Below are 7,985 nucleotides of genomic sequence, written 5' to 3'. Positions count from 1 at the left end.
GCCGATCTCGGACTCGGCGGCTCCGGACCGGCTGCGCAACGCGTTGACCTTGCCCTGCAGGCGGGCCAGGCCCTCCCGACGGTCGGCGGCCGCACGGACCACCGAGGCCAACCGCTTCTCCTCGGCGGCCAGGGCCGCCTCGTCCTGCTGGCGGGACGCGACGGCCTGCGCCAGGCCGCTGCGGGCGCCCTCGATGACGGAGCCGAGTTCGGCCTCCCGGGACCGGACCTCGCCGGCCTCGCGCTCCAGGTCCTCCGGGTCGCGGCCGGCGCGGGCCTCTTCCGGCTCGTCGGCCAGGTGCCGGGCGCGCTCGGCGGCCAGGCCGGCTGTACCGCGGAACCGTTCCCGGAGCGCGGACAGGCGGTACCAGGTCTCCTGGGCGCGGGTGAAGGCCGGCGCCGCCTCGGCGAGCGCGGCCTCCAACCGGGACTCCTCGGCGCGGCCGGTGGCCAGCGCCTCCTCGACCTCGCCCTGACGGGCCCGCAAAGCGGTCTCGTCGGCGACCTCCGCCTCCAGGGAGCCGCGCAGCGTGATCAGGTCGTCGGCCAGCAGCCGGAGCCGGGCGTCGCGCAGGTCGGCCTGCACCACCTGGGCCCGCCGGGCCACCTCGGCCTGCTTGCCCAGTGGCTTGAGCTGGCGGCGCAGCTCGGTGATCAGGTCGGAGACGCGGGTCAGGTTGGCCTGCATCGCCTCCAGCTTCCGCAGTGCCTTCTCCTTGCGCTTGCGGTGCTTGAGGACGCCGGCCGCCTCCTCGATGAACCCCCGCCGGGCCTCGGGGTCGGCCGTGAGCACGGCGTCGAGCTGCCCCTGGCCGACGATGACGTGCATCTCGCGGCCGATGCCGGAGTCGGAGAGCAGTTCCTGGATGTCGAGCAGCCGGCAGGAGTCGCCGTTGATGGCGTACTCGGAACCGCCGTTGCGGAACAGCGTCCGCGAGATCGTGACCTCGGTGTAGTCGATCGGCAGCGCGCCGTCGGTGTTGTCGATGGTGAGCGCGACCTCGGCCCGGCCCAGCGGCGGGCGCCCGGCCGTGCCGGCGAAGATGACGTCCTCCATCTTGCCGCCGCGCAGCGACTTCGCGCCCTGCTCGCCCATCACCCAGGCGAGGGCGTCGACCACGTTGGACTTGCCCGAGCCGTTGGGCCCGACCACACACGTGATGCCCGGTTCGAAGCGCAGGGTCGTCGCCGACGCAAAGGACTTGAAGCCTTTGACCGTCAGGGTTTTCAGGTGCACGCGCTCGCCCCCAGGCACTGGATTGGCCTGACCATAGCGCCCCCGAAGGACCGTTTTGAACGGCGCGCGCGGCCGGTAATCAAGGGGCGGATGGGGCTCCCGGGACCCGGTTGTGGACGCCCGGTGGACAGCCTGTGGAGCAGCCCCGGACGGCCCGTCTCTGCGCCTGGGGACAGCGCGCGGCCCCCGGGACGGCCCTGTGGAGAAGCCCCCGGGCCGGATTGTGCGAATGCGCTGAACGGTCGCTGAATTGTCGTCGGCCGCAGCGGTTACGGCGCCTCCCGGGCACGGTCTAGGGTCCGGCCACCCACCTGCGCAGCTGCCGAGCAGTCCCGACCAGTCCGACCAGTGAGGCCCCCCGATGACGAGTCCCGCCACCATCGACCTCCTCTCCCCCACCTTCCGCGTGCTCTCCGACGAGGTCCGCGCCGCCGCCGCCGCGCACTGGTACGCCCGGACCCCGCTGGGACCGGCGATCCTCACCGCCGCTGACTGCGTCGCGATGCAGAACGACCGTCGCCTGCACCACTCCGGTGGCACCGAGCACATGCTCGCCCAGGGCATCAGTGATGGCCCGGTCGCCGACATGTGGGCCCGCCTGGTCCTCAACATCGAGGGCCCGGACCACCACCGCCTGCGCCGGCTGGTCAATCCGGCGTTCGCCCCGACCGCGGTCGAGCGCCTGCGGGAGCGGATCCGCGAGATCGCCGAGGACCTCATCGACGACTTCGCCGGCGAGGGCCGCTGCGAGTTCATGTCGCAGTTCTCCGACCTGTTCCCGCCCCGCGTGATGTTCCACCTGCTCGGCATCCCCGAGGCCATGCAGCCGGACTTCCTGCGCTGGGGCCAGGACGTCGCCCTGCTGCTGAGCTACGACGTCGCGGCCAACCACGACCGCCTGGCCGCCGCGATCGAGGGCATCTGCGCCGCCACCGACGAACTCTGCGAGCAGCGCCGCTCCGACCCCGGCGACGACCTGCTCTCGGTCCTGGTCGCCGCCAGTGACGGCGGGGACAAGCTCAGCCAGGACGAGATCCGCGCGATGGTGACCGTGCTGGTGCTCGGCGGCCAGGACAGCACCCGCAACCAGATCGCGCTCGGGCTGGCCACCTTCACCGACCACGCGGACCAGTGGGCCCTGCTGCGGGACAAGCCCGAACTCGCCGCCGCCGCCGTCGAGGAGATGATCCGCTACAACCCCGTCGACCCGATCCTGTGGCGCATCGCCCCCACTGACGTCGACTATCGGGACCTGCAGCTCGCCGCCGGCACCCGGATCTGGCTCTTCGCCGCGCTCGCCCAGTCCGAGTGCGACACCCCGGGCAAGCCCCTCCCCTTCGACATCACCGCCGAACGCGACCCCCACCTCGCCTTCGGCCATGGCACCCACTACTGCCTCGGCGCCTACCTCGCGAGAGCAGAAATGGTGGAAGCCCTCCCGATCCTGGCCCGCCGCATGCCCGACCTCGCCCTCGACGGCACCCCCGTCTACCGCCCCGAACTGAGCGGCTTCGTCGGCCCCGTCAGCCTTCCCTTGAAGTTCACCCCGACCCCGGCGTAGAACGGCGTCGGCCCAGGATCAACGTTGTGACTGGTGAGGTCGATTGAGCCGGGCGGCCGCCTCACGAGTCACAACGTTGATCCGCAGCCTTCGGGGCAGCTGGCGCCCAGCAAGAGGCCGGAAAGAATGAGCGACGGGGTGCTCGCGCCCGCCTGCGAGCACCCCGTCGCGCTTTGGGGGCGGTCAGGCCCGCCGACCGACCGCCCAGCGACTGCCGTCCGAGGACGAGAGCCGCGAGAGAGTTTCACGGTGAGCCCTGTTCCCCGCGCGCCCGCCAGCGCAATGGGGGCAGGACCTGAACCGAAGTCCTCCACCGCTCGCAGTCGATGCCGTGGTGGCCATCAACTCCTCTCTGCTGGTCTCAACGAGTGACTGCGAAATAGGTCACGCGGAGGCCGGACAAAAAAGAAGGGGACGCCGTGAGGCGTCCCCTGCGGGTGGAGCTGCGGAACTCAGGTGAGAACCGGCTCCTGGAGCGACGTGAGAAGGTCGTCCCGGTGCAGTTCCGCTGCCAGAACATCGTTCTCCGCGCGCACGCGCAGCAACTCCGACTCAAGCTCATCGATACGCCGCTGCATCCGTCGCATTTCGTTGAGCATGCGCGGGTCCGGACCGCCAACGTGTCCGAAAAGCGCCTTTGCCATCGTGGGATCCTCCACGCTGAGAAACCAGCTAGTAACCGACAGATACTTTCGCCGCCGTCCGGGCACCAGGATGTGGGCCTGACAGGGCGGGGTCTCTCCAGGGTCGCACCAGAGCCTCTTGAGGTCAAGCCATCGGTGCCGGTCAACCCGAACGGCGCGTTTTCGCAGGTCAGAAGACCTTGCAGTCAAGGGCCGAAGGTCCTTGCCCGCACCTGGGGACGGTTATGTGCCGTGATCATGACCGAGCCACGGGTGGGACGCAAGCGGAAAAACAATCTCAATGTGTAACAAGCTCATTTCCACCGGAACGGCCTCAGGCCGCCACCGAGCGTGTCCGAAATGCCCGCCGATTGCCCTACCAATGCGCCCGTCGGGGGCGGGGCTGGCAGCGCGGACACGAGAACGAGGACCGGTTCATGAAGGCGTCCCGGCGGATCGCCGAGCCGCAGCGGGCGCACTCGAGGCCCTCCCTGCCGTACACGTCGAGTGAGCGGTCGAAGTAGCCGCTCTCGCCGTTGACGTTGACGTAGAGGCTGTCGAAGGAGGTGCCGCCGGCGGCCAGCGCGGCGGTCATCACCTCGACGGCGCCGGCGAGCACCCGGTCGATCTCGGGGGCCCGGAGCGTCTCGGTCGGGCGCGCGTAGTGCACCTGGGCCCGCCACAGGGCCTCATCGGCGTAGATGTTGCCGATCCCGCTGATGAGGGTCTGGTCGAGCAGGGCCCGCTTGAGCCCGGTGCGCTTGGCGCGCATCGCGGTGCGCACGGCGCCGGCGTCGAAGCCGGGCTCCAGGGGGTCGAGGGCGATGTGGGCGACCGAGGCCGGCACCGTCAGCCCGCCGCGGCCGGGCACCAGCGGCTCGACGGAGAGCCCCCCGAAGGTGCGCTGGTCGACGAAGCGCAGGTCAGGGCCACCGTCGGCGAAAGCCAGCCGGACCCGCAGGTGCTTCTCCGGTGGCGCTCCCGGCGGTTGCACCCGCAGCTGGCCGCTCATGCCCAGGTGCACCAGCAGGGCCTCCCCGGAGTCCAGGGGCAACCAGAGGAACTTCCCGCGGCGCTCGGCCCCCGTCACGGTGACCCCCGCCAGCCGGGCGGCCAGGTCCGCTGCCCCGGCGACGTGGCGGCGCACCGCTCGGGGGTGGAACACCTGCGCGGCGGCGATCGTGCGGCCCATGGCGAACGAGGCGGCGCCGCGGCGGACCACCTCGACCTCGGGCAGCTCAGGCACGGGTCAGCGGATACGTCAGGCCGAGGCGGCCGGCGTCTCGCCGGCGAGCTGGGCCGCGTAGGCCTCGCTGAGGTAGGTCCAGGCCGCCTCGGCGGCCTGCTGCTCGGCTTCCTTCTTGCTGCGGCCGCCGCCGGACCCGTAGTCGGCGCCGGCCACCCGCGCGTTGGCCTTGAAGGTCTTCTCGTGGTCGGGACCGCTCTCGCTGACCACGTACTCCGGCACGCCCAGCCCGATCATGGCGGTGAGCTCCTGGAGGCTGGTCTTCCAGTCCAGACCGGCACCGAGGTGCGAGGAGGACTCGATCAGCGGGTCGAACAGGCGGTGGACCAGCTCGGAGGCCTCGCCCAGCCCGCGGTCGATGTAGACGGCGCCGATCAGCGCCTCGAGGGTGTCGGCCAGGATCGAGGACTTGTCGCGGCCCCCGGTGCCCTCCTCGCCGCGGCCAAGCCTGAGGAACTCCCCGAGTCGCAGGCCGCGGCTGACGTCGGCCAGCGCGCGCATGTTGACCACGGCCGCGCGCAGCTTGGCCAGCTGCCCCTCGGGCAGGTCGGGGTGGCGGTGGTAGAGCGAATCGGTGACCACCAGACCGAGCACGGAGTCGCCGAGGAACTCCAGCCGCTCGTTGGTCGGCAGCCCGCCGTGCTCGTAGGCGAACGAACGATGGGTGAGCGCGCGGACCAACAGCGGCTCGGACAACGTGACCCCGAGCCGATCCTCCAGCGCGTGCTCCAGCAGATCCGGGCTGGACGCAGCCGTGGACGTCTGCGGGGTCGAGGTCATTGCAGCCTGACTAGTCGGCGAACCGGACCTGGCGGCGGTTGTAGGTGCCGCAGCTCGGACAGGCGACGTGCGGGAGCTTGGGCGCACGGCATCGGTCGCAGGTGGCCAGCGTCGGCGCCGTGGCCTTCCAGTTCGCGCGGCGAGCTCGCGTGTTGCTGCGCGACATCTTGCGCTTGGGAACGGCCACTGTCGTGATCTCCTGTCCGGTACTACTCGTCCGGCTGAACGAGTGCTTCCAGCGCCGCCCAACGGGGGTCGACGTCGGTGTGCTGGTGCTCGGGATCGTCCGCCAGTCGCGCGCCGCACTGGGCGCACAAACCGGGGCAGTCCTCCTCGCACAGCGGCTGGAGCGGTAGAACGAGCACCACCGCGTCCCGCACCACCGGTTCCAGGTCGATCAAGTCGCCCTGCAACCAGAGGGTCTCGTCATCGCCCTCGTTGCCGGATGCCACGAACAGCTCCGCGAAATCCACCCCGACCTCGTCGGTGAGGGGATCCAGGCAGCGCACGCATTCACCCGCCAGCGGCGCCCGTGCCGTTCCCGACACGAGCACGCCCTCGACCACCGCTTCGAGCTTGAGGTTCAGCTCGAGGTCGGCACCCGCGGGCACGCCGATGACCTCCAGACCGAGATCCGCCGGTGCCGGAACAGTTCGGACGACCTTGAGCATCGACCCCGGCCGCCGGGCTAACCGGTGGACGTCGAGCACGAGTGGATCGTGCGGGTCGAGGCGCTGGGTTCTCTGAGTCTCTTCGGGCATGGCGGTTCCTGGTCATCAAGACCGTCGCGAAGGTTACCCGAGCCAAGGGCCTGGACAAAAACCAGGCCCGCCGCCCGCGTGGTCAGCGCTCGGGCAGCGGGTCGCGCAGTGGGTCCGGTGCGTCCTCGTCGGCGCCGAGCGGGTGCTCCTCCAGCTCGCGCAGGTGCTCGCCGAGTTCCTCCATGTGGTGTTTGCCGTCGAGGCGATCCCGACCCCGGCGCACCGCGGTCAGGGTCCGCGCCAGCGAGCTGGACAGTTCCGCGAGGTGGGCCGTCGGGTCGGCGGAGGGGTCCTCCGGCGCCCGGCGGGCCAGTTCGAGGGTCTTTTCGAGGATCACCTCGAAGTGGGCGAGCCGGGAGTCGACGTAGTCGTCGGCCTCGGTGGTCCGGGTGGTGGCGTCGGCCTCGCCCTCGGCCCGGATCTGGGCGGCCCAGGCGACCGCTTCCGAACCTTCCGGGGTCAGTTCCAGGCGCCGGTCGCGCTCGACCGCGGCCTCGGCGAGCACCGCAACGGCCTGCTCGCGGGCCTCCGCGACCACCGCGTCGGCGTCGGCGAGCACGCTCTCGGCCTGGGAGAGCTGTCGCGGCAGGGCCGCCTCGATCTCCGCGATCCGCGCCAGGACGTCGGCCCGGTTCACCAGGCAGGACGCCGAGAGCGGCATGGCTTTCGCCTTCGCGACCAGCTCCTGCAGCTCCGCGAGCTTGGCGTGGACGTCGACGGGCTTGCCCCGGGACATTAGGGCGTGTCTCTCAATTCCTGGCGGATGCGGGCGGTGATCAGGACGTTCTCTGGCAAGGCGGAGGAGGAGCCCGCTGCAGAGCAGCGGGCGACGACGACAACGCCGCCAGAGGGCGTCCTGGCGCCGATCCGCGCCGCAGAGGAATTGGGAGACATGCCCTACCGGCCCTGCTCCTGGCGGCGCTCGGCCAGGCGCTGCAGGAGCGGGTCGAGCACCACGTCGGGCACGAACCCGGTGATGTCCGCCCCGTTGTTGGCGACCTCCTTGACCAGCGAGGAAGACAGGAAGCTGTAGAGCGGGTTGGTCGCGACCAGCAGGGTCTCGACGTCGGTGAGCGTGTGGTTCATCTGGGCCATCTGCAGCTCGTAGTCGAAGTCGCCGACCACCCGCAGGCCCTTCACGATCGCCGGGATGCCGTGGCGTTTGCAGTAGTCGACGAGCAGGCCGTCGAAGCTGTCGATCCGGACGTTCGGGTAGTCCTTGAGCGCGAGGCGCAGCATCTCCATCCGCTCCTCGAGCGTGAACAGACCCTGCTTGTTGCGGTTGACCAGGACGCCGACGACGACCTCGTCGGCCAGCTTGGCCGCACGCATGATCACGTCGAGGTGGCCATTGGTCACGGGGTCGAAGGACCCGGGGCAGATGCAGCTGCGCACGGGCTCAGTGTGCCCCTGACCCGGGGTCAGCGGAAATCGGGCCCTACCCGGGCGTACCAGAGGGTGGCCTCGCCGTAGCGGCGGTCGCGGTCCGCGACCATCCCCGGCGGCCAGGGGAACGCCGGGTCCCGAGTGGCCCGTTCGACCACCACCACCGTCTCCGGCGCGAACCAACCGCGCTCGCCGGCGCCGGCCAGCAACGCCGCCAGCTCGGCTGCGGGCAGGGCGTACGGGGGGTCGGCGAACACCAGGTCGAAGGGCTCGGGCGCCGCGGCGGCGAGCGCGGCCGTGACCGAACGCGGGATCACCTCGACCCCTGTCAGCCCGAGCGCGGCGACGTTGTCGCGCAGAACCCGGACGGCCTTGGCGTCGGACTCCACGAG

At 71.0% G+C, this 7,985-nt stretch carries 10 protein-coding genes; 1 reads left to right on the top strand and 9 read right to left on the bottom strand.

The features are described from left to right. Positions 1-1,236: AAA family ATPase (locus H0X00_RS19180; protein WP_293774006.1), on the bottom strand; the 1,236-nt coding region annotated here is incomplete at its 3' end. Positions 1,237-1,597: 361 nt separating this feature from the next. Between H0X00_RS19180 and H0X00_RS19175 the strand changes: the two genes are divergently transcribed. Then, entirely contained in the window at positions 1,598-2,797 is a 1,200-nt protein-coding gene (locus H0X00_RS19175; protein WP_293774005.1) for a cytochrome P450, read from the top strand. Positions 2,798-3,249: 452 nt separating this feature from the next. Here the strand turns inward: H0X00_RS19175 and H0X00_RS19170 are convergent, their stop codons facing one another. From H0X00_RS19170 to H0X00_RS19135, 8 genes are all read right to left on the bottom strand, one after another. Then, positions 3,250-3,441: a hypothetical protein gene (locus H0X00_RS19170; protein ID WP_293774004.1), complete on the bottom strand. Its 192-nt coding sequence runs from the start codon at positions 3,439-3,441 to the stop codon at positions 3,250-3,252. 355 nt (positions 3,442-3,796) lie between these two features. Beyond that, a complete protein-coding gene (gene mutM / locus H0X00_RS19165) occupies positions 3,797-4,666 on the bottom strand; it encodes a bifunctional DNA-formamidopyrimidine glycosylase/DNA-(apurinic or apyrimidinic site) lyase (RefSeq protein WP_293774003.1) in 870 nt (289 codons plus the stop codon). A gap of 15 nt (positions 4,667-4,681) precedes the next feature. Further along, positions 4,682-5,446, bottom strand: a complete 765-nt coding sequence (gene rnc / locus H0X00_RS19160; protein ID WP_293774002.1) for a ribonuclease III — start codon at positions 5,444-5,446, stop codon at positions 4,682-4,684. 10 nt (positions 5,447-5,456) lie between these two features. Further along, positions 5,457-5,633: a 50S ribosomal protein L32 gene (gene rpmF / locus H0X00_RS19155; RefSeq protein ID WP_293774000.1), complete on the bottom strand. Its 177-nt coding sequence runs from the start codon at positions 5,631-5,633 to the stop codon at positions 5,457-5,459. Between the two features lie 22 nt (positions 5,634-5,655). Next, positions 5,656-6,207 carry a YceD family protein gene (locus H0X00_RS19150; protein WP_293773998.1) on the bottom strand — a complete coding sequence of 184 codons (552 nt, stop codon included), beginning with the start codon at positions 6,205-6,207 and terminating at the stop codon, positions 5,656-5,658. A gap of 82 nt (positions 6,208-6,289) precedes the next feature. Continuing rightward, a complete protein-coding gene (locus H0X00_RS19145) occupies positions 6,290-6,943 on the bottom strand; it encodes a hypothetical protein (protein WP_293773996.1) in 654 nt (217 codons plus the stop codon). 161 nt (positions 6,944-7,104) lie between these two features. Then, positions 7,105-7,602, bottom strand: a complete 498-nt coding sequence (coaD, locus tag H0X00_RS19140; RefSeq protein ID WP_293773995.1) for a pantetheine-phosphate adenylyltransferase — start codon at positions 7,600-7,602, stop codon at positions 7,105-7,107. Positions 7,603-7,628: 26 nt separating this feature from the next. Further along, positions 7,629-7,985: RsmD family RNA methyltransferase (locus H0X00_RS19135; RefSeq protein ID WP_293773994.1), on the bottom strand; the 357-nt coding region annotated here is incomplete at its 5' end.

The sequence above is a fragment of the Sporichthya sp. genome (assembly GCF_013815995.1).
In the GTDB taxonomy this organism is placed as follows: Bacteria; Actinomycetota; Actinomycetes; order Sporichthyales; family Sporichthyaceae; genus Sporichthya.
Note: the sequence above shows the minus strand (reverse complement) of the source record. Positions and strands in the feature narration are given on the sequence as shown.

What these genes read in the sequence shown, in the direction of transcription:
- H0X00_RS19175 (WP_293774005.1), top strand. Translation starts at nt 1,598, where the DNA reads ATGACGAGTCCCGCCACCATCGACCTCCTCTCCCCCACCTTCCGCGTG.
- H0X00_RS19170 (WP_293774004.1), bottom strand. Translation starts at nt 3,441, where the DNA reads ATGGCAAAGGCGCTTTTCGGACACGTTGGCGGTCCGGACCCGCGCATG.
- rnc (WP_293774002.1), bottom strand. Translation starts at nt 5,446, where the DNA reads ATGACCTCGACCCCGCAGACGTCCACGGCTGCGTCCAGCCCGGATCTG.
- H0X00_RS19150 (WP_293773998.1), bottom strand. Translation starts at nt 6,207, where the DNA reads ATGCCCGAAGAGACTCAGAGAACCCAGCGCCTCGACCCGCACGATCCA.
- H0X00_RS19145 (WP_293773996.1), bottom strand. Translation starts at nt 6,943, where the DNA reads ATGTCCCGGGGCAAGCCCGTCGACGTCCACGCCAAGCTCGCGGAGCTG.